Here is an 18012-nt window from a genome sequence, read left to right as displayed (position 1 = left end):
TTAGCCGCACCCTTGGCCGCGCTCAGCAAACGGACTATCTCAGAGGGCGGCGGCGGCTCCGCCACGGGGACAGGCATGCTCAGGGTGCAAAAGGTCAAGGTCAACGATATCTATGTGCCCACCGCGCGCAAGAAGACGCTGCACCCCGAAACCGTCCGGCATCTGGCCGAGGATATACTGGAAAACGGCATGAAGACGCCGATCCAGGTCCGCCATGACGGGAAGCGGCACATACTTGTCGAAGGACTGCATCGTCTGGAGGCCGCCAAGTGGCTCGGCGAGTCAGAGATCGACGCCTATCTGGTGCAAGCCAAGCGCCACTGACACGCAGTTTTTAGTCGACCGATAATGGCTGGCTGATCCTCGCCAGACAAAATTTCCACAGACCATGTCGGCCCGCGCCGTGTTCGCTCGTCCTTGGGCAGAACCGGAGGAGACCCGACATGTCCAGATCGACTTTTATCGCCATTCTTGCCTCGCTCGCAGCCTTGGTGGCCGCCTCGGGCCCAGCCAACACAGAGGAGTCAAAGCCTGCCATGACGACCGAAACGACAACACTGCCGAAGCCGCAAAAATCCGGCCTGCTGCCGATCAACGGCGTCAACTACTATTACGCCGTCTATGGCAAGGGTGAGCCGCTGCTTCTGCTGCATGGCGGCCTCGGCTCCTTCGATATGTTCGCGCCGATCCTGCCCAAGCTTGCCGAAAATCGCACCGTCATCGGGGTCGACCTGCAGGGGCACGGCCGCACGGCGCTTGGCGACCGGCCATTCAGCCTGGATGCGATCGGCGACGACATGGCCGGTATCGTCAAGGCACTCGGTTACGACAAGGTCGACGTCATGGGCTATTCGCTGGGCGGCGGCGTTGCCTTCCGCATGGCGGTCCAGCATCCCGAGGCTGTGCGCCGGCTGGTGCTTGTCTCGACAGGCTATGCGGCCGACGGCTTTTACGACGAGATGCGTCCGCAGCAGGCGCAGGTGAGCGCCGCCGCGGCGGCGTTCATGAAAGACACGCCGATGTACAAATCCTACGTCGCCGTCGCGCCGCATCCGGAAGACTTCCCGAAACTGCTCGACGCGCTCGGCAATTTCATGCGCCAGAACTACGACTTCTCGGCCGATGTTCCCAAGCTCAAGATGCCGGTCATGCTCGCTTACGGCGACAGCGATATGTACAAGCCCGAGCACGAGATCAAGTTCTACCAGATGCTCGGCGGCGGTCTGAAGGATGCCGGCTGGATGCGCGAGAACCTGTCGCAGAACCGTCTGGCGATCCTGCCCAACCGCACCCACTACGACGTCTTCTTCGCCCCGGAACTGACGGCCGCCGCGCTGCCGTTCCTCAACGGTGAGACCAAGGTGAAGAGCTGGGACGAGGTGGTCGGCGAAGCAGAATGACCCTCCACCGTCTCCGCCGGCCGTCTCCAGCGGGACGGCCGGCGAGTTGTTCAGGAAGCCTTGGCTCGGCGCGGCTGCCTCAGATGCTTGATGCCGCTCATCTCGACGAAGTTCGTCGCCGACTCCCAGAGATAGTCACCGTAGAGAAACGGCTCGAACGGCTCGGCGTCGTCCAACGGCAGAGGCGATATTTCCGCATCGACACGCGGCTCGTAGAAGAACGGTATAGAGAACCGCACCGTTTTCGGCGCAATGACCCGGTGCCGTGTCGCCCGCACGCGGCCGCCGGTCCAGTGTTCCAGCAACTGGCCGAAATTGACCGCCAGCGTGCCGTTGGCTGGAGGCACGTCGATCCATTCGCCGGCGAGGTTCTTCGCTTGCAAGCCCTCGACGTCGTCCTGCGCCAGCAAAGTGACGAAGCCTGAATCGGCATGTTCGCGGCCGATGATGGTGCGCGTCTCGCCCTTGTGGATCACCGAAAACTCCGGCCCGCCGGTATCGACGCCGGCATTGGCGTCACGCATGGGATAGCGGATCAGGCGCAGCGTCGAGATGCCACCGTCGAAATAGGCATCGAAGATCAGTTCAGGCAGGCCAAGCCCGCGGGCGATCGACCGCATCAGCATGATGCCGACCGTCTCCATCGCGCGATAGTAGTCGGCTGCGGCGGTACGCCAGCCTGGCAGCGCATTTTCGCCCGGCAGTGGTGTCGGCTCGCACAAGGGATCGTCGGAGGCTGACAGTCGCGCCGCGTCGGCAAGGTCCGGCCCCATGTCGATACCTTCCTTGTAGGAAACGGCATGCGGCTGCAGCGGAAACCAGCCGCGGTAGAAATTCTTCTTCGTGTGATCGAAATTCCAGCGCAGCAGTTTCTGCTTCTCGGCGTCGGGAAGCGAAAAGATGCGCAGCACTTGCGTGCGCTTGTCCGGCGTCAGCCAGTCATCGCCGGGAAAATCTCGAATCGCCATGAAACCGATGCCAGCCGCGGCGGCCATGATCCTGGCGTCGCAGCGATCGCGGGCGGGCGAGGGCGGTCCGAACACAGCCGCAATGCCGATTGTTTCGATGTCCGCTGTCATGACGGTCCTGCCACATCACGATAATCGATGAGCTTGTATCAGAGCTTTTCAATTGACCCAATCGGCCTCGCCGCTACCTTGCCGCCTGTTCACTCCACCAATGGATCCAGACGATGGCAAAATATGAGGGCGGATGCCTGTGCAGGGCGGTGCGCTACCGCACCGACGCTGACCCCATCAACGAGCGCATCTGTCATTGCCGGCTCTGCCAGAAGGCGATCGGCGCGGCCTTCAATGCGCGCGTTCTGTTCCACATCGATGATGTGACGGTCGAGGGTCCGTTGGCCACGGTCAACACCTCGCCGGATCTCAAGCGTGGTTTTTGCCCGAACTGCGGAACGACGATGTTTTCGCGGCGCGATTCCGCCGGCATCATCGGCCTTACGACCGGTTCGCTCGACGACCCGTCGCTGTTCAGGCCCCAGATGTATATCTGGACCACCTCGAAACAGCCCTGGGTGATGCTGGACGACGGCCTGCCGCGATATGAAGGCGCTCCGCCGGCCTAGGCTTCCTCCTTCCCCTCGCCAGGAGGACGTGCCCCAGGATGACCAAAAAATAATCCAAAGAGACACGCGATAGCCGGCAAAGCGTCATTGGCGGGCCATCTTTGTCACCCTATCTAAGCGTCGCGGGCCCGGCATTCGAGGAGACGACGGATGAACGACAGCATCAGCACCCTGGACGAGCTTTTGAGCGATCCGATGGTCCTGCTTGTGATGGAGCGTGACCGTGTGCGCCCGGAACAGGTGCGCATGCTGCTCGAACGGGCTCGCCGGCCATCCGCGGAGGAGCCTGTCGTGCCGCCCGCGCATGTAATTGCCAGGACCTGCCAGAAACTTTGGCTTTGCCCGTAATCGTCTTGCCAACCTCCACCATTGGAGCATCGCCGGCCCTTCGGGCCGGTTTGAACCGTGCGCGTCTGACGCGGCGGCGCCAGCTTACAAATCCGTAAATTGATTCTACGCTACATGACGATATGGCTTGCCGGGCACCGATCGCCATCGATGCCTTCGCTAGTCCGATCCCTCCCGCATGGAGCCCGACATGGCTGATATCTGCACGCAAGGCGTCGACACGGGCTTTGTCGGCCTTGGATTTGCCAAGGTCGCATTCCTCGGCCTGGTGCAAGGCATCACAGAACTGCTGCCGATTTCCTCGACCGCCCACATGCGCATCGTGCCGGCCGTGCTTGGATGGCAGGATCCGGGCTCCGCTTTCTCCGCCGCCATGCAACTGGCAGCCCTTGCCGCCGTGGTCAGCTATTTCTGGGGCGACGTAAGGGATCTTTTGTTCGGGTCACTCGCCGCCCTCGCGCGCCGCGATTTTGCCGACCGGCATTTCCGTCTGACGCTGTGGATCGTGCTGGCGACGATCCCCATCGTCATCGCCGGCGTGGCGCTCTCGGGCGTTCTCAACACCTGCAATTCGCCGTTGCGCAGCCTGACCGTGATTGGCTGGGCCTGCATCGCCATGGCGGTCCTGCTGGGGTTCGCGGAAATCTTTGCCCGCCATCGGCGCACCATGGCCGACGCGTCGCGGGCCGATGCATTGCTGGTCGGCGTAGCGCAGATCGCTGCCTTGATACCCGGCGTTTCCCGTTCCGGCTCGACCCTGACGGCGGCACTGGGGCTTGGCTTCAAGCGGGCGGAGGCGGCCCGTTTCTCGTTCCTGCTCGGGCTGCCGGCCATCGCGCTTGCCGGCCTCAAGGAATTATGGGAGCTGCACAAGGTGCATCTCGATGCCCATGGATGGTCGGTTCTCGGCCTGGGACTGCTCGTGGCTTCGATATCGGCCTTTTTCGCCATCTGGGGCCTGATGCGCGTGCTGGAACGCTTCTCCGCATGGCCCTTCGTCATCTATCGCGGCGTGCTCGGGGTCGTCCTGCTGGTGGGCGTGGCGATGGGGTGGCTTGTCTAGGCTGGACCCGCACGCTTCCGGTGTTGCACGGCTGCAACCGCCAGGAGAGCATCAACCCCTGCCCGAAGATGTGATAGGACGCCTTCATTGACTCCCGGCAATATCCGCCCTTAACGTTCTGTTAACAAAACAGATGGGCGGGGCCGGATGGCATCCTCGATGGGTTGGCGCCGGAAGGCGAAGGGGCTGGGGCTTGCGATTGGCCTGATTGCTTTCTGTTCGGCGGCGAGTTCCGCCTACGCGGCTCCCGTCTCCATGGTTATCGGCGGCTCGACCTCCCAGCCGATCGGCCACTATGATTTTTGCAAGATCCATTCCGCCGAGTGCTCGATCCGTTCGCCCGACAGCGAGCCGGCACGCTTGACCGCCAGGCTGTCGCGGGAGATCAGCGCCGTAAACCTTTCGGTCAACGCGCGCGTCAAGCCGATGAGCGACATGGACAATTACGGCAAGGAGGAATGGTGGGCCTATCCGGACAATGGCTTCGGCGATTGCGAGGATTACGCGCTGGAAAAGCGGCGTGAGCTCAACAGCCTGGGCATTGCCATAGCCAATCTTCTGATGACCGTGGTTCGCAAGCCGGACGGCGAAGGCCATGCCGTGCTGACGGTGCGTACCGACAAGGGCGACTTCATCCTCGACAACCTTGTCGACAAGGTTCGTCTCTGGAACCAGACGCCGTATCGTTATCTGAAAAGGCAGGCGAGCGACGACACCGGGCACTGGGTCTCCATTCTTGCCGGCGAAGAGAAGCTGGTCAGCGCCGTCAAATAGCCGCCGCGGGCCGTCCGGGCCGTAGTCCACGCCCCTCAAGCAAATCCTTCATCGTACCGGCAAGCGGTGCTATCCACGACAGTTCGTTGGAACCGGCAATCCGGAACGCGCATGGATTTTTTGACACTCCTGCATTCGGCACCCTTGTTGCTGGCCCTGCTCAAGGCCGCGTTGCCGCACGCGGTCGCCACGACGGTGGCATTCGGCCAGTGGTTCGCTTCGGTGCCGCCGTGCCGTGACGTCGCCTTCGAGGCGGCGAGCTTTCTCGTCTGCGAGGTCGATCCAAAGCTGTATTCGATCGAACTGTTCTGGAAAGACCCGGCGGGCAAGCCTTTTCAATCGTTGCACAATCTCGACGACGCCCAGCGCACGGCCGGACGTACCATGCTGTTTGCCATCAATGCCGGCATGTACCATCCCGACCTCAGGCCGGTCGGCCTCTATGTCGAACGCGGCCAGGAAATGGCCGCTGTGAAGACGGGATCGGGCAGCGGCAATTTTTCGCTGCAGCCGAATGGCATCTTCTACATCGGCGGCGGCAAGGCCGTGGTCCGGGCGACCAGGGACTTTGTCAGGCAGCGGCCAGCGACCGACTATGCGACCCAATCAGGGCCAATGCTGGTGATCGACGGCCAGCTTCACCCGAAATTCCGGTCTGACGGCACGTCGCGCAAAAGCCGCGACGGCGTCGGGGTGCGAAAGGATGGGATTGCCGTCTTTGCCATTTCAAACAGCACGGTGACGTTCCATGCCTTCGCCCGCCTGTTTCGTGACGCGCTCGGCTGCGACAACGCGCTCTTTCTCGACGGCACGATATCGAGCCTGCTCGCTCCGGCCATCGGCCGCAACGACGACTACTGGAACCTGGGGCCGATGATCGGCGTCTTCAGGAGGCGCTGATGCTTGGCGCCCTCGATCGCGATACGCGCTAAGCCCGTTTATCGCGCCTGCCTCGCAGCCTGATGACAATTACGGCGACGATGATCGCCGCCACCATGGCCGCGATCACCGCCAGGCCGAACAGGCTGGTCGCATCGAGTTCGGGCAGATTGTCGGCCCCTTTCGCCACCAGCCATCCAGGCGACAGCACGACCGGCGCCCAGACGATCGCCGACAGGATGTTGGCGATCTGGAAGCGGCGCCTGTTCATCCCCATCATGCCCGCTACCAGCGGCACGGTGGCACGCACCGGACCGAAGAAGCGGCCGACGAAAACCGCGGCGAAACCGTAGCGATGGAAGAACAGGCGCGCCCTGGCGATCTCGCGGCGATAGCGGTTGAGCGGCCATTTGTGGACGACGCCGCGCCCGAGCCATTTGCCGAGAAAATAGGAGATGGTGTCGCCGAGCGTCGCACCGATCATCGCGGCGAGGAGAACCGGCAGCGGTTGGACGATACCGGCGCCCACCAGACCGCCGACGATGATCAGCACCGTGGTGCCGGGCAACAGGATGCCGACCAGCACCAGCGATTCGCCGAAGGCCAGCAATCCGACCACGAGGCCCGCCCAGGCCTGATGGTTCTCGATGAAACAAACGCTCTGGTCGATGAATGACTGCACGCAAGCTCCCTTTTGAAAGTGTTCCTCAGATGCCGCTGTCGAGCAGGCCCCTGAGTTCGTCGAGCTTGTCGTTGACGAGCCAGCCGCGTGGCCCGGCGCCTTGTCAGGAATCTTGGGAACGCCGGCACAAACGCCGCATACCGTTCTCAACAGCCACATCATGGCGCTGTCAAGGCTTGGCCGGACCGCTGCCGGCGGCTGTCTGAAAGGGGCCACAACTATGGTAAAAAACTTGATTCAATCTTTATTGGTAATTTCTCGTTCATAACTCGTCTGGTTGTCCGTCGGCCGTCGCCTTCGGTCTGTTGTGTTTTGAGTACAGGTCCAGATGCGGTTACCAGGCGTCATCAGTTTCGTGATCGCATCGCTGTGCCTTGCCGGCTGTTCGTCGACATCGGGCATGGATGCGCTCGACATGCAGAAGCCATCCAGTGAAACCACCAGTTCGGTTGTCCGGCCAAGCGCGCCGATCGCATCCGTTCCGCGGGCCAAGGCAAACGCGGCGCGCAATCGGGTCGAGGTTGCGTCCGAGGACGACACCGCTCGGCCCTTTGGCCTGGCAGAGGAAGAGACGGTGGCGTTTCCCGCAGCCGAACTGCCCGACAGCGTCGAGCCGCCGATAGAGGAGGCTGCCCTGGTGTCCCCGCCGAAGCTGTTGTCGCGGGCGGCACCGCCTATGCTGGCCGGACCGGTCACGCGCTACGGCTTCCGCGATGCCAAGCCGATCAATTTCGGCCGCTCGTCGCCCCGTCACCTTGCCGTGCACGGTGTCGACGTGTCGCGCTGGCAAGGCAACGTGAACTGGGAGAAGCTGCGCGCCCAGGGTGCCAACTTCGCCTACATCAAAGCGACCGACGGCGGCGACCATCTCGACCCGATGTTCGCCAGGAACTGGCGCGGCGCCGACGCCGCCGGCCTCAAGCGCGGCGCCTATCATTTCTTCTACTGGTGCCGCACCGCCGGCGAGCAGGCCGACTGGTTCATCCGCAACGTACCCAAGGTCGAGGGCGCGCTGCCGCCGGTTATCGACGTAGAGTGGAACGGCGACTCCAGTTGCCAGCGGCGCCCGTCGCGCGAAAAGGTGCTGGAGAAGATGCAGGTGTTCATGGACAAGCTGGAACGCCACTACGGCCAGCGGCCGATCATCTACACAGCGCCGGATTTCTACCGAGACAACCTTCAGGGCGCCTTCCCGGACTACCCGTTCTGGCTGCGCGCTGTGGCCCGGCACCCGTCAAAGGTCTATCCCGATCGCAAGTGGCTGTTCTGGCAGTATTCCGGCTCCGGCCTGTCGCATGGCGTAACCGGCCGCATCGATCTCAACGTCTTCCATGGCGATGAGCGGCAATGGCGCGCCTGGGCCGGCGGCGGCGGCCGGCAGATGATGGCTGACTCGGACTAGGACGGGATACCGTCCGCCGCCCAGGCGCTCATTCCCGGCCTATCGGAACTGATTGCTCCCGCTGTGCTTGTCCTCGCTCAGCCGCAGCTTCGTCCTCAGGCTCATGATCTCGGCGATGGCGGCATCGATCATGGCGAGAAGCGTCAGCGTGTCGTGCTGGGTTGGGTCGGCCCTGACATAGGCGAGCTGGTTCACGATATCGGGTTCGTCGTCGGCTTTGTCACTCATGCGCATCGTCCCGGCTGTTGTCTTCCTGGATTTTATCCGATCGGGTCGATCGTCAAGTAGCCCTTTATCACGTCATCGTGCGGATGGCCTTGCCGGCGTTCATTTCCCAACCTTGCGAATGGACAAGACATTTCCGTTGCCGTGCTGTCTATATGCGGGCTGCTGCACTCTTGGTCTTCGGGGGGACGAGTTGGAGCTCAAATTTCTATTGGTGGGCTTTGCCTGCACGGTCGCCGGCATGCTGTCGATCGTCACCTTCCTGAAATGGCGAGAGGTCAAGGCGGCCAGCCGCTGGTTGCCGACGCCTGGAAAGATCGTCTCGTCGCGCGTCGAGGCGCGCGAGGTGACGAGCTCCGGCACTGGCTCGGAAAGCAGCACTTCGACCGAGATCCGCAATTTCCCGGCTATCACCTATGAGTACAAGGTGGGCGGCAAGACATTTCAAAGTTCGCACTACAGCGTGCAGGAGAACCTCGGAAATTTCGAAGTCGCCGAAACCCTTGCGCGGTTTCCGCGCGGCGCGGCGGTAACCGTGTTCTATGACCCGTCCAGCCCGGTCAAGGCCGTGATCGAGCGCACCATGCCGGACGGTGCCTTCAAGTTCATGATCCAGCTTTCGGCGGGGCTGGTGGTCGGTGCGCTGGTGCTGGTGTTTTCCGTCGGTGGCGTGCTGGAGGCAATCGGGCCGCATTTGCCCAAGCCGCGGAACCTTGGTGCCGCGGCATTCCTGCTGTTCATGGGTCTTTTTGTGCTGCGCATGGGCTTTGCCCAGAAATCGATGGCCGAGCAGGCGACAAAATGGCCGACCGCCGCCGGCCGTATCGATGCGTCCGGCCTGCAGGCGGTCAAGATCCGCGACCGGTTCGAAGGCGTGGGATACCGGCCTTGGCGCACTGTCTTCAAATCCCGCATCATCTACAGCTATGGTGTCGCCGGACAGCGCTACAGCGCCGATCGTGTCGCTTTCGGCGCCAGCGTGACGGCCTCGCTGCCCGGCCTCGTCGGCGGTCAGGCGAGGCGGTATATCGAGGGCGGCAAGGTCGATGTGCACTATGACCCCGCCAATCCCGCCTCGGCGGTGCTCGAATGCCGGGTGCGCGGGCTCTGGCTGCTGTGGGTCTGTTCGGCAGGCTTTCTCGGCGGCGCGGCGTTGCTGGTAGGGCTGGTCTGAGTGTCGCCGCCTTCAGCAGCGGACGAGAGGTCCGCTGTCGAATCCCCGCCAGGTCAACCGCACCGTCGCGCCATCTCTTTGGATATGGATGATGCGCGAAAATGGTTCGTAAAGCGATGGGTCCTCGCCATAACACTGGCTGGCGCGAACGAGCCAACCGGTGGCGGTTCTGCGGAAGCTCGCGTGCTCGCAGCCGAGGTTGGGAAACGACAGGGCCGACTGATCCACCGTGAAGACAGTCTGGCGCTGGACGTCTGCGGTCGCATGGCAGTTCAACCTGTCCCTGGACCACGTCCCGACATAGGGCGCGGCCGCTGCGGCCGGCACAATCGTAGTTGCGGAGATCGCTATGATCATTGCCAAACGCTGCATCTTTGTCCCCTGGGCTGCAGTGTTCGATCATACAGATTGCGGGTTTGCGTGGCGCAAGTTTTCGATCGAGGTGCGATAGACACAGCGGTTCCGGATTTCGTTTACGGTTTTGCACGGATGATGCGAGACTGTGCAGCCCGGCACGCAGCCGGCCCTGCTTCACAACGCTTTCCCCGAGATTTCGATGATCATTCGCAAACTGGCCTTTGTTGTCCTGGGTTCGCTCGGGCTCATGCAAGCGGCGAGCGCCAAGGAATGCCTCCTGAGCCATGCCACCTATCGGGAGCCACGTTCGGGCGCGGTCATGCAATTCCGGCCGCTCGACAACGAACCGGCGGCACTGACGGCGCAGGTGTTCTCGCTGATCGTGCCCCATACCGACATAAGCCTGCCGGCCGACATCACCTGGACCAACGGCAAAAATTCATTTCCGCTCGGCACCATCCGCCACGCCTGCACCGACGATAATCGCGAAGCGGGGCTGCAGGACGGCAGCGGGCTGTGCAGGATATGGGACGGGCAGGTCTACGCCCTGACCGGCGGCGGCGCCGAGCAGCTGAATTCGCGCGAAGCGACGCCAGCGCCGAAAGGGCTGTTGCTGCCGGAGTTCGGTGCGACGTTCAGCGAGTGGCCCGACTTCGCCAACGCCAACCCCGACGGCTCGGCCTGGGATGCCTTTGCCTTGACGGGATGCAGCGATGAATAGCGCGATGAGACTGATCAGCTTGACCTTCGCCCTGCTTGCGTCCGGATCGATTCCCGCTGTGGCGGGCGAATCGGCGCCGTCGCGCCCGCCCATCGACAAATGCGTTTGGGAAAGGCTGACGGACAAAAATATCGGGCTCGCCGCCTGGGTGCAGCGCTGTGATTTTGGCTTCCGCCAGATTCATTTCGAATTCGTCGGCAATGCGCTCGCCATCAAGTACAGCGATGGCGGCGCAGCCGATCCGCTTGTCGAGGTGTTCGACATCCAGTCTGGCAAAACCGCCGAAGCCGCCTTGCAGCGTCTGTTCCTTGAAAAGACCGACAAGGCCGTCAGCGCCCGCTGTGTGCTGACGCCTTACACCGAGGGCACCGTGCCCGCCGGCGTCAAGCGCTACACGTTCAGCCCGGACGCTGCCTATGCGAAAGAGTTGAAGGCGCCCGCCAATGACGAGGTTCCCGAACCGCCTTGCGGCGACTGGGGCGAAATGCCTGACGGCATCCAGTATTTCGAGGTGCCGGCAGGTGAGGAGCGCAAGCTGCTGTTTGTCCGCGTCGGTCAGGACGAGCCGTTGTTTGATGAGCAGACGTTGCGGGCGCAGTAAGCGCTACTCCGATCCTAAATGTCAGAATAGCTCGATCTGAACCGGGTTAGCCTCATCCGGCTTGGAGTTATTGTCGATGATCTTCAGGATTTCCTCCCGAGACCTAGCCAAACGGAAGAGCCGATAGTTTGCAACTTTTTGATTTCGCTCGACAAAAGTCCTCAGAATGTTGCTCGCCTTCTCAATCAGGCCAATGGCTATTGTCGTTTCTGACAACGGAATGGAAGCCCGGCGCATTAGTTCGCCAATGACGAACAGTAAATGAAAATGGCCTTCGATCAGCCACGATTCCTCAAAGGAATTTCGAGTAACCGATGCCTGCCAAGCCAGGATTTCTTTTCTACGACGCTCGATCACGGAGTAACATTCGTGTGCCGCGATAATTATTTCGGACGTTACTGCATGAGGATTGAATGCCTCCTCATATAGGTCACCAAATATATCGTTTGCTCTTCGTTGGTTCGCCGCAAAGGTACGCCAGGACGAGCTGGCCTGCCCTCGCCGCATCGATCATCCTCATTCCTGACGAGGTGCGTTCTCTCCGCGCTTCCTAACATAAAAATAGTTGTGAGGCCGAAGACACTCAACAAGTTGGCGCTGTATGTTGTCATTTGCTCTCAGGTCGCGATTCAAGATGCGGCTCTGAGTGTTGCTTGCGAGGGCAACCCGCTCGATAAATCCATATTCGAACAGCGCAATTTCGTGACGGCTCAGAGCTTCAACTAGTCGGTTGTGAGCATCTCTTTGAAGCGTGGCCTGGTTTGAAAAGAGATGAACCGAAATCTGATAACTCTCTTCCGCAAAAGTATCCCATATTTCCCTAACCTTTGCAGCTAGAGGGCCGTTACATGTTTTAAGCATAATCCTCGCGATTAAGAACGAGGTCTTCAACAAAAGAGATTATTTTATCAATTTCGTCGCCAGGGAAATTTTTCCGAGAATTTTTATATGAGACAACCGTCTTGCATGACCCGATATTTATTAGACGATTGTCGTGGTCGATATAGACAATGTCGATACCACGATCGTCAAAGCCATCAACGATATACTCGTCGACTTCTGGTTGAGGTAGCCCAAAGACAGTTTCTAACGCAAGTCTAGTGAATGCATCGCTACGCGAGACGCTGGCGCTCTCACGTTCCCATATGCCGCTTTCAACGACGCCGAAATCTAGGATTGTCGGCGTCGTTGCATTTACGACTTTTGGGCTCAATCAAATCCCCTCAGCTGCACCCGCTCGTGGCGCCGCACGTGTCGCACTTCTCGCAAGTTCCATTCCGCACCATGGTAAAGTTCTGGCACTCGGAGCAGGAATTGCCGGTGTAGCCCTGGAGCAGCGACTTGGCGCGGCGGTCGGCGGCGAGTTTCTTCGCCTCGGCCGCTTCTTGGGCCGCCGTATCGGTGAACAGTGCCGCGGTGGTATCGGTCGAGGCATCGGAGGCCGCTTCCTCGAAGGCGATGTCTTCCGCCAATTCCTTGGCCCGCTCCTCATAGTCGCGCTTGTAGGCGATCGCCTCGTCGCTCGCAGGCTTCAACGCCAGCACGTTGGAGCCGGAGAAGGCTGTCGGCGCCGAACGGGCAGGGATGCCGGAGGGGCCGGCAAAACCCTTCGGCTCGTTGCCGCTCGCCCTCGACACCAGCTTTACCGGCGAGCCGCGGGTCAGGCCCTTGGAGACGGCGTCGGTCTTGCCTTCGCTGATGCCGCGGCCAAGTGCGGTGTTGGAGAAGTCCGACTGGTCGACATGGGCGAGATCGTTGCGGCCGAGATAGGAGATGGCGAGCTCCCTGAACACGTAGTCGAGGATCGACGTCGCGCTCTTGATGGCATCGTTGCCGATGACCATGCCGGCCGGCTCGAATTTGGTGAAGGTGAAGGCGTGCACATATTCGTCGAGCGGCACGCCATATTGCAGGCCGAGCGAGATCGCGATGGCGAAGTTGTTGAGAAGGCCACGCAGCGTGGCACCCTCCTTGTTCATGTCGATGAAGATCTCGCCGAGACGGCCATCGTCATATTCGCCGGTGCGCAGGAAGATGGTGTTGCCACCGATCTTGGCCTTCTGCGTGTAACCCTTGCGGCGGCCGGGCAGCTTCTCCTGCTCGCGCGACACGCGTTCGATGATGCGTTCGACGATGCGCTCGGTGATCTGCGCCGCGCGCGCCGCAGCCGGTGCCTGGATCAGCTGCTCGATCGCATCGTCCTCATCCTCTTCGCCATCGGCGAGCAGCGAGGCACTCAGCGGCTGCGACAGCTTCGAGCCGTCGCGGTAGAGCGCGTTCGCCTTCAGCGCCAGCTTCCACGACAGCATGTAGGCGTTCTTGGCATCCTCCACCGTCGCGTCGTTCGGCATGTTGATGGTCTTGGAGATGGCGCCGGAGATGAAGGGCTGTGCCGCCGCCATCATCTGGATGTGGCTGTTGATCGAAAGCGAGCGCTTGCCAATCTTGCCGCACGGGCTGGCGCAGTCGAACACGGGGAGGTGTTCGGCCTTGAGGAAGGGCGCGCCTTCCAGCGTCATCGCACCGCAGACATGGATGTTGGCGGCCTCGATGTCCTTCCGGGAGAAACCCAGCGCCGGCAGCATTTCGAACGAGAAGTCGTTGAGCTGCTCGTCGGTGAAGCCGAAAGTTTCCTTCACCCAGTCGGCGCCGAGCGTCCACTGGTTGAAGACGAACTTGATGTCGAAGGCCGACTTCAGCGCGGCGTTGAGCGCCGCGATCTTGTCGTCGGTGAAGCCCTTGGCCTTGAGCGAGCCGGGGTTGACGGCCGGCGCCTGGTTGAGATTGCCGTGGCCGACCGCATAGGCCTCGATCTCGGCGATCTGGCTCTCGGAATAGCCCAACGTGCGCAGCGCCTCCGGCACGGCGCGGTTGATGATCTTGAAATAGCCGCCGCCGGCGAGCTTCTTGAACTTCACCAGGGCGAAGTCGGGCTCAATGCCGGTGGTGTCGCAATCCATGACCAGGCCGATCGTGCCGGTGGGCGCGATCACGGTAGCCTGCGCGTTGCGGTAGCCATGCTCCTCGCCAAGCTCGATGGCACGGTCCCATGCGGCCTTGGCATGGGTCGCCAAATCCTGCTGCTTCAGATCCGACGCCACGAGAGGCACCGGATTGACGGCGAGCTTTTCGTAACCGTCCTTGTCGCCATAGGCGGCGCGGCGATGATTGCGCATGACGCGCAGCATATTCTGGGCGTTACGGTCATAGTCGGGGAAGGCGCCGAGCTCGGAAGCCATTTCCGCCGAGGTGGAGTAGGCGACGCCGGTCATGATAGCGGTCAGCGCGGCGCAGATGGCGCGGCCCTCGTCGGAATCGTAGGGAATGCCCGAAGTCATCAGCAGGCCGCCGATATTGGCATAGCCGAGGCCCAGCGTGCGGTAGTCGTAGGAGAGCTTGGCAATCTCCTTTGACGGGAACTGCGCCATCATCACCGAGATTTCCAGCACCATGGTCCACAGCCGCACCGTGTGCTCGTAGGCTGCGATATCGATCGTGCCGTCGGCATTGCGATAGGGGAGCAGGTTGATCGAGGCGAGGTTGCAGGCCGTGTCGTCGAGGAACATGTATTCCGAGCATGGGTTGGAGGCCCGGATCGCACCGGCCGAAGCGCAGGTGTGCCAGTCGTTCATCGTCGTGTTGAAATGCAGACCGGGATCAGCCGAAGCCCAGGCGGCGTAGCCGATCTTTTCCCAGAGGTCCCGCGCCTTCAGCGTCTTCAAGACCTTGCCGTCCTTGCGGGCGGTCAGGTGCCAGTCGGCGTCGGTCTCGACGGCGCGCAGGAAGTTGTCCTTCAGCGACACCGAATTGTTGGAGTTCTGGCCCGAGACCGTCAGGTAGGCGTCAGAATCCCAGTCGGTGTCGTAGGTCTTGAACGACATCGACTTGTAGCCCTGCTTGGCGAACTGAATGACGCGGTAGATGTAGTTTTCTGGCACCGCCGATTTCTTGGCCGCCTTGATTTCGCGCTTCAGCGCCGTGTTGACGGCCGGATCGAAGCAGTCGTCGTCATGGCCTTCGCAATTGACGCAGGCCTTCATGATCGCTTCGAGGTGCTTCTTGACGATCTTGGAGCCGGTCACCAGCGAGGCGACCTTCTGCTCTTCATTGACCTTCCAGTCGATGAATTCCTCGATGTCGGGGTGGTCGGCGTCGACGATGACCATTTTCGCCGCGCGGCGCGTCGTGCCGCCCGACTTGATGGCGCCCGCGGCGCGGTCGCCGATCTTGAGGAAGCTCATCAGGCCGGACGAGCGGCCGCCGCCGGACAGCTTTTCGCCTTCGCCGCGCAGCAGCGAGAAGTTCGAGCCGGTGCCGGAGCCATATTTGAACAAGCGCGCCTCGCGCACCCACAGATCCATGATGCCGCCCTCGTTGACGAGGTCGTCCTGCACGCCCTGGATGAAGCAGGCATGCGGCTGCGGATGCTCATACGAGGATTTCGACTTCGTCAGCTTGCCGGTGAAGGGGTCGACATAGAAATGGCCCTGGCTCGGGCCGTCGATGCCGTAGGCCCAGTGCAGGCCGGTGTTGAACCATTGCGGCGAGTTCGGCGCGACGCGCTGCGTCGCCAGCATATAGGCAAGCTCGTCGCGGAAGGCGCGCGCGTCTTCCTCCGACGCCTTGAAGTAGCCGCCCTTCCAGCCCCAATAGGTCCAGGTGCCGGCCAGCCGGTCGAAGACCTGGCGGGCGTCGATCTCGGAGCCGTAGCGCTCGGCTTCCGGCAGCTTGGCGAGCTCGGCCTCATCGGCGACGGAGCGCCACAGGAAGGAGGGGACGTCGTTCTCCTCGACCTTCTTCAGGCGCGCGGGAACGCCGGCCTTGCGAAAATATTTCTGGGCCAGGATGTCGGCGGCGACCTGGGAAAACTGCGCCGGCACGTCGATGTTGTCCAAGCGGAACACCACCGAGCCATCCGGATTCTTGATCTCGGAAAGCGCCTTGCGGAATTCGATCTCCGCATAAGCGGCCCCTTCTTGGCCTGCATGTCCTGGCTTGGTGAAACGACGCTCGATGCGCATTGGTCCGGTCCCTTTTGTCTACATATAGCGCTTTCATCGGGGGATTTCTGCCCCCAAAAGACGAAACGCGCAGTCCGCCGTTTGCCGGCATCGCGAACAATGCCGGCATCTCCTCTTCGCAGGCGCGGCCACGCACACGACAAAACGCCTTGCCGGGCATTTGCCGAGGCTGCCAACCGACCCCGCGGGTCCCTCAAAACTGAATTTTTCGATTCCCTCACCCGAGGGAAGTTCACACTATCTAGCGTCGAACCTAGCTGCAAACACTAAATATAGTGTTAACAGACAATTTATTCCAGTCCGACAATTCTCCCTTTCGTCGCCCCACCACCCACGATCCCAACGCTTCCGCCGGCCTCGTAAACGGGCGGAAATGCGGGCAAAACGCACATAATCCGGGAAAAAGACCGGGCTCAGAACTTTCCGGTCGCGCTCTCAACAGGAGCGCATGGCCTATAAAAGGCGACTCGTTTCGAGCCGTCAAGGATTCGTTTGCGTAGCTTTTGTGACCCCAACATCTTGTGTGTCACACATGTGGATAACGGGGATAGAATTGACCGCTTGCAGCGGCCATTTTCCGGCGGCAGCCACACGCGATCACCCAGTCCGCGATACGCGGGCTGCGTAAAGATTGTCCCGCAGGCAGCAAAAGCCGGCAAGCTGGTGCGCAGGGCGTCAGCCGTAGTGCAGCTTCGGCTTGGGTTCGGTACCGGTGAACTGTACGCCGATCCGGTCGTTGCGGCGCCAGCGAACCTCGCAGCGATAGGCGACGCCGTCGAGCGGCACATAAAGAAGGAAATGGTCGGGAACCCGAGCTTCGAGCGGCATTTTCAGTTCGGCGCCGTCCGCATGCTGGTTGCGGACCGTGCAACCGACTTCTGAATTCTGGATTCCGGTGATGATCGTTCCACCTTTGAGCACGCGCGGCCGATGCTCGCGCTTTGGCTCGCCGGGATCTTGCTGAAGTGGGTCTGCGGGATTCGTCATCGATCAAACCAGGAGTGACCGATTCTTAGCGAAGAAAAATTAGCAAACCATTGCGGCCCAGCACAAGGTTGTGAATCCGCCGTGATACGCGCAAAAGGCGTCTATCAGGAGAACCTGCGCGGGTCGGCACAGAAATAGGCGATGATCTGACAGAGGTCGGGCTCATTGACCATGCGCACGGCTTCGCTGGAACTGACCCATTTGCGGGTGCGGGAGTGCTTTTCCTTCCAGCGTTCTGCGATCTTGTCGACGTGCAACGGAAACACCAGCACCTCGCAAGGCACTTCTTCGCCCGAAGCCAGCACCTTGGCATAGAAATAACGGCCGGCTTCGAGATGGGAGATGTTGCCGCGCAAACCGGCTTCCTCGGCGGCCTCGCGCGCGGCCGCTTCGCAGAGCGGCTCCCTGGCTTCCGGCCAGCCTTTCGGCAACACCCACCGGCCAGTGTCGCGGCTGGTGATCAGCATGACCTCGACGCCATCCCCAGTATCGCGCCAGGGCAGGGCAGCAACCTGCAGACGGCACGGCGCCGAGCCGAAGAGCCGTCGGACTCTTTCAGCAAGGTGGTTGTGCGTCGTTGGCCGTGTCAACATCGGAAAAGCTAGCCCCAGCCTCCAGAATCGTTTGCCGTCTTATGAATCTTACGGCTAATTGTGGCCAATAAAAGTAAAAACTTCGGTCACGCCAGCTAATTCCCGTCAACAAGGCGTCGATTTCACAGGATAGTTTGTCGGCGGGTCGCTCCGCGCAAGCAAATATCGTCATCGGCGCTGGCTTGATTGGCAAAAAG

At 61.4% G+C, this 18012-nt stretch carries 20 protein-coding genes; 11 read left to right on the top strand and 9 right to left on the bottom strand.

Going from position 1 to position 18012, the window contains the following annotated elements; genetic code table 11:
* The first annotated feature begins 75 nt into the window (after window positions 1-75).
* Together FJ434_RS02270 and FJ434_RS02265 are read left to right on the top strand one after the other, a co-directional pair.
* Window positions 76-324 carry a ParB N-terminal domain-containing protein gene (locus FJ434_RS02270; RefSeq protein WP_140506316.1) on the top strand — a complete coding sequence of 83 codons (249 nt, stop codon included), beginning with the start codon at window positions 76-78 and terminating at the stop codon, window positions 322-324.
* 119 nt (window positions 325-443) lie between these two features.
* On the top strand, window positions 444-1400 hold the full coding sequence (locus tag FJ434_RS02265; RefSeq protein WP_140506314.1) for an alpha/beta hydrolase: 957 nt from the start codon (window positions 444-446) through the stop codon (window positions 1398-1400).
* Window positions 1401-1450: 50 nt separating this feature from the next.
* Here FJ434_RS02265 and FJ434_RS02260 read toward each other — a convergent pair whose 3' ends face one another.
* Window positions 1451-2479, bottom strand: coding sequence for a 2OG-Fe(II) oxygenase family protein (locus tag FJ434_RS02260; RefSeq protein ID WP_140506312.1), 1029 nt, complete (start codon window positions 2477-2479; stop codon window positions 1451-1453).
* A gap of 113 nt (window positions 2480-2592) precedes the next feature.
* Between FJ434_RS02260 and FJ434_RS02255 the strand changes: the two genes are divergently transcribed.
* From FJ434_RS02255 to FJ434_RS02235, 5 genes are all read left to right on the top strand, one after another.
* On the top strand, window positions 2593-2988 hold the full coding sequence (locus tag FJ434_RS02255) for a GFA family protein (RefSeq protein WP_140506311.1): 396 nt from the start codon (window positions 2593-2595) through the stop codon (window positions 2986-2988).
* Between the two features lie 150 nt (window positions 2989-3138).
* Window positions 3139-3336: a hypothetical protein gene (locus FJ434_RS02250; RefSeq protein ID WP_140506309.1), complete on the top strand. Its 198-nt coding sequence runs from the start codon at window positions 3139-3141 to the stop codon at window positions 3334-3336.
* Window positions 3337-3526: 190 nt separating this feature from the next.
* Window positions 3527-4399 (top strand): undecaprenyl-diphosphate phosphatase, encoded by an 873-nt coding sequence (locus tag FJ434_RS02245; protein ID WP_140506307.1) that lies wholly within the window; start codon window positions 3527-3529, stop codon window positions 4397-4399.
* A 147-nt stretch (window positions 4400-4546) separates the two neighbouring features.
* Entirely contained in the window at window positions 4547-5173 is a 627-nt protein-coding gene (locus FJ434_RS02240; RefSeq protein ID WP_140506305.1) for a transglutaminase-like cysteine peptidase, read from the top strand.
* A 111-nt stretch (window positions 5174-5284) separates the two neighbouring features.
* Entirely contained in the window at window positions 5285-6073 is a 789-nt protein-coding gene (locus tag FJ434_RS02235) for a phosphodiester glycosidase family protein (RefSeq protein WP_140749699.1), read from the top strand.
* Window positions 6074-6101: 28 nt separating this feature from the next.
* Here FJ434_RS02235 and FJ434_RS02230 read toward each other — a convergent pair whose 3' ends face one another.
* The gene (locus tag FJ434_RS02230; protein WP_140506302.1) at window positions 6102-6734 is read right to left on the bottom strand and encodes a DedA family protein; all 633 of its coding nucleotides are present in this window, start codon (window positions 6732-6734) and stop codon (window positions 6102-6104) included.
* Window positions 6735-7062: 328 nt separating this feature from the next.
* Here FJ434_RS02230 and FJ434_RS02225 point away from each other — a divergent pair, with 328 nt between their 5' ends.
* Window positions 7063-8136 carry a GH25 family lysozyme gene (locus FJ434_RS02225; protein ID WP_140749702.1) on the top strand — a complete coding sequence of 358 codons (1074 nt, stop codon included), beginning with the start codon at window positions 7063-7065 and terminating at the stop codon, window positions 8134-8136.
* Between the two features lie 39 nt (window positions 8137-8175).
* Here the strand turns inward: FJ434_RS02225 and FJ434_RS02220 are convergent, their stop codons facing one another.
* Window positions 8176-8364, bottom strand: a complete 189-nt coding sequence (locus FJ434_RS02220; protein WP_140749705.1) for a hypothetical protein — start codon at window positions 8362-8364, stop codon at window positions 8176-8178.
* Between the two features lie 190 nt (window positions 8365-8554).
* Between FJ434_RS02220 and FJ434_RS02215 the strand changes: the two genes are divergently transcribed.
* A complete protein-coding gene (locus FJ434_RS02215) occupies window positions 8555-9535 on the top strand; it encodes a DUF3592 domain-containing protein (protein ID WP_246678315.1) in 981 nt (326 codons plus the stop codon).
* A 12-nt stretch (window positions 9536-9547) separates the two neighbouring features.
* On the opposite strand, the gene FJ434_RS02210 is transcribed toward FJ434_RS02215, so the two are convergent.
* The gene (locus FJ434_RS02210) at window positions 9548-9907 is read right to left on the bottom strand and encodes a hypothetical protein (RefSeq protein WP_140749711.1); all 360 of its coding nucleotides are present in this window, start codon (window positions 9905-9907) and stop codon (window positions 9548-9550) included.
* 184 nt (window positions 9908-10091) lie between these two features.
* Between FJ434_RS02210 and FJ434_RS02205 the strand changes: the two genes are divergently transcribed.
* Both FJ434_RS02205 and FJ434_RS02200 read left to right on the top strand, forming a co-directional pair.
* The gene (locus FJ434_RS02205) at window positions 10092-10613 is read left to right on the top strand and encodes a hypothetical protein (RefSeq protein WP_140749714.1); all 522 of its coding nucleotides are present in this window, start codon (window positions 10092-10094) and stop codon (window positions 10611-10613) included.
* A 4-nt stretch (window positions 10614-10617) separates the two neighbouring features.
* Window positions 10618-11214: a hypothetical protein gene (locus tag FJ434_RS02200; protein WP_140749717.1), complete on the top strand. Its 597-nt coding sequence runs from the start codon at window positions 10618-10620 to the stop codon at window positions 11212-11214.
* Window positions 11215-11235: 21 nt separating this feature from the next.
* On the opposite strand, the gene FJ434_RS02195 is transcribed toward FJ434_RS02200, so the two are convergent.
* The 5 genes from FJ434_RS02195 to FJ434_RS02170 form a co-directional block, all read right to left on the bottom strand.
* Entirely contained in the window at window positions 11236-11721 is a 486-nt protein-coding gene (locus FJ434_RS02195; RefSeq protein ID WP_140749720.1) for a hypothetical protein, read from the bottom strand.
* A 346-nt stretch (window positions 11722-12067) separates the two neighbouring features.
* A complete protein-coding gene (locus FJ434_RS02185; protein WP_140749726.1) occupies window positions 12068-12427 on the bottom strand; it encodes a hypothetical protein in 360 nt (119 codons plus the stop codon).
* Window positions 12428-12437: 10 nt separating this feature from the next.
* The gene (locus tag FJ434_RS02180) at window positions 12438-16235 is read right to left on the bottom strand and encodes a vitamin B12-dependent ribonucleotide reductase (RefSeq protein ID WP_140749729.1); all 3798 of its coding nucleotides are present in this window, start codon (window positions 16233-16235) and stop codon (window positions 12438-12440) included.
* Window positions 16236-16910: 675 nt separating this feature from the next.
* A complete protein-coding gene (locus FJ434_RS02175) occupies window positions 16911-17222 on the bottom strand; it encodes a PilZ domain-containing protein (RefSeq protein ID WP_140506283.1) in 312 nt (103 codons plus the stop codon).
* 104 nt (window positions 17223-17326) lie between these two features.
* Entirely contained in the window at window positions 17327-17815 is a 489-nt protein-coding gene (locus FJ434_RS02170) for an NUDIX hydrolase (RefSeq protein ID WP_140749732.1), read from the bottom strand.
* Window positions 17816-18012 lie beyond the last annotated feature (197 nt).

This window comes from Mesorhizobium sp. B2-5-13, assembly GCF_006440535.1.
GTDB lineage: Bacteria > Pseudomonadota > Alphaproteobacteria > Rhizobiales > Rhizobiaceae > Mesorhizobium > Mesorhizobium salmacidum.
This window is presented reverse-complemented; position numbering and strand designations above follow the sequence as displayed.

What these genes read in the sequence shown, in the direction of transcription:
- FJ434_RS02270 (WP_140506316.1), top strand. Translation starts at nt 76, where the DNA reads ATGCTCAGGGTGCAAAAGGTCAAGGTCAACGATATCTATGTGCCCACC.
- FJ434_RS02265 (WP_140506314.1), top strand. Translation starts at nt 444, where the DNA reads ATGTCCAGATCGACTTTTATCGCCATTCTTGCCTCGCTCGCAGCCTTG.
- FJ434_RS02260 (WP_140506312.1), bottom strand. Translation starts at nt 2,479, where the DNA reads ATGACAGCGGACATCGAAACAATCGGCATTGCGGCTGTGTTCGGACCG.
- FJ434_RS02255 (WP_140506311.1), top strand. Translation starts at nt 2,593, where the DNA reads ATGGCAAAATATGAGGGCGGATGCCTGTGCAGGGCGGTGCGCTACCGC.
- FJ434_RS02250 (WP_140506309.1), top strand. Translation starts at nt 3,139, where the DNA reads ATGAACGACAGCATCAGCACCCTGGACGAGCTTTTGAGCGATCCGATG.
- FJ434_RS02245 (WP_140506307.1), top strand. Translation starts at nt 3,527, where the DNA reads ATGGCTGATATCTGCACGCAAGGCGTCGACACGGGCTTTGTCGGCCTT.
- FJ434_RS02240 (WP_140506305.1), top strand. Translation starts at nt 4,547, where the DNA reads ATGGCATCCTCGATGGGTTGGCGCCGGAAGGCGAAGGGGCTGGGGCTT.
- FJ434_RS02235 (WP_140749699.1), top strand. Translation starts at nt 5,285, where the DNA reads ATGGATTTTTTGACACTCCTGCATTCGGCACCCTTGTTGCTGGCCCTG.
- FJ434_RS02225 (WP_140749702.1), top strand. Translation starts at nt 7,063, where the DNA reads ATGCGGTTACCAGGCGTCATCAGTTTCGTGATCGCATCGCTGTGCCTT.
- FJ434_RS02220 (WP_140749705.1), bottom strand. Translation starts at nt 8,364, where the DNA reads ATGAGTGACAAAGCCGACGACGAACCCGATATCGTGAACCAGCTCGCC.
- FJ434_RS02210 (WP_140749711.1), bottom strand. Translation starts at nt 9,907, where the DNA reads ATGCAGCGTTTGGCAATGATCATAGCGATCTCCGCAACTACGATTGTG.
- FJ434_RS02205 (WP_140749714.1), top strand. Translation starts at nt 10,092, where the DNA reads ATGATCATTCGCAAACTGGCCTTTGTTGTCCTGGGTTCGCTCGGGCTC.
- FJ434_RS02200 (WP_140749717.1), top strand. Translation starts at nt 10,618, where the DNA reads ATGAGACTGATCAGCTTGACCTTCGCCCTGCTTGCGTCCGGATCGATT.
- FJ434_RS02195 (WP_140749720.1), bottom strand. Translation starts at nt 11,721, where the DNA reads ATGCGGCGAGGGCAGGCCAGCTCGTCCTGGCGTACCTTTGCGGCGAAC.
- FJ434_RS02180 (WP_140749729.1), bottom strand. Translation starts at nt 16,235, where the DNA reads ATGCGCATCGAGCGTCGTTTCACCAAGCCAGGACATGCAGGCCAAGAA.
- FJ434_RS02175 (WP_140506283.1), bottom strand. Translation starts at nt 17,222, where the DNA reads ATGACGAATCCCGCAGACCCACTTCAGCAAGATCCCGGCGAGCCAAAG.
- FJ434_RS02170 (WP_140749732.1), bottom strand. Translation starts at nt 17,815, where the DNA reads ATGTTGACACGGCCAACGACGCACAACCACCTTGCTGAAAGAGTCCGA.